Raw genomic sequence first — 1,059 nt, forward strand, 5'->3', positions numbered from 1 at the left:
CCCCCACCCGCTCGCGCCCCTCCACGCCGAGCACCAGCCGCCGCAGCCCGCGCGGCAGCAGCACCAGCACCCGCTCCACCGGCCCACGAGGACGCCCGTACGCCGTCCACGCCCCCATCCCCGCGGCGGCGGCCACCACCGCCGGCAGGGACGCCGCGGCCCACGCCCAGGAGGGCCGCAGGGCGCCTCCGGCGGCATATCCCGCGACGGCCGCGGCGACGGCGAGGTACCCGAGGACGACTCCGGTCCACGCGGTGCGGGCGCTCACCAGAGGGGCGCCCTCCGCCCCGTCCACCGCGTCGCGCGCGGCCCGGTGCAGCAGCCACACGGGCGCGGCGAGGAGCAGCAGGGGCGTGACGCCGACGGGCGCGGGAACCCCGGACAGGGTGTCGGCGCGCACCAGTTCCACCCCGTGCGCGAGCAGCCACAGCGCGGCGGCGACGTGCAGCGCACCGCCGGGCCCGCTGTCGGGGTAGGGCGAGCTGATCCACAGCACCATCACCAGCACGGCGAACGAGCCGAGCCCGAGCCCGGCCGCCAGGACACCGCCGAGCAGTCCGGCGGCCAGTCCCGGGGATCGGTCACGCAGCCGGGCGAGGAGGAGCGGCAACGGCGAGCGGCGAGCGGTCAGCTGGATCACGCCCGCCATGGTCGCAACGACACGCGCTTTCCCGTCGTAACAGGCGAACCTCCGTGGTGTCGCTCAATATACGTTTATGTACTTTTTCGTACGAAGGGGTGCCCTGTGACCCAGAGCTTCGACACCCCGCTCCCCCCACCCAAGGAACGCCGACGCCTGCGCGAGCTGGGCTCGCTGACACAGGCTCAGCTGGCGGCACGACTGGGCGTCAGCAGGGAGACGGTGCGCGCGTGGGAGACCGGCCGCTCGACTCCGAGCGGCCGCAAGAGGGAGTCGTACGGGAAACTGCTGGCCTCACTGGCCGCGGTCAGGCCGCCGGCCGAGGTGACGGTCCCGCAGGGCCCGGAGCCGGCCCCGGTGCTGACGGTCAGTCTGAGCAAGGCGGCCCCGGATCCCGAACCCGCCACGCCCACCCCGGC

General features: G+C 75.2%; 2 protein-coding genes. One reads left to right on the forward strand and one right to left on the reverse strand.

Features of this window, described 5'->3' with window-relative positions; translation table 11 throughout:
* Positions 1-649: cell division protein PerM (locus BZL64_RS37585; RefSeq protein WP_244205791.1), on the reverse strand; the 649-nt coding region annotated here is incomplete at its 3' end.
* Between the two features lie 96 nt (positions 650-745).
* On the opposite strand from BZL64_RS37585, the gene BZL64_RS37590 reads away from it, so the two are divergent.
* Positions 746-1,059: helix-turn-helix transcriptional regulator (locus tag BZL64_RS37590; RefSeq protein ID WP_143663443.1), on the forward strand; the 314-nt coding region annotated here is incomplete at its 3' end.

This window comes from Streptomyces bobili (genome assembly GCF_002154575.1).
Lineage (GTDB): Bacteria > Actinomycetota > Actinomycetes > Streptomycetales > Streptomycetaceae > Streptomyces > Streptomyces bobili.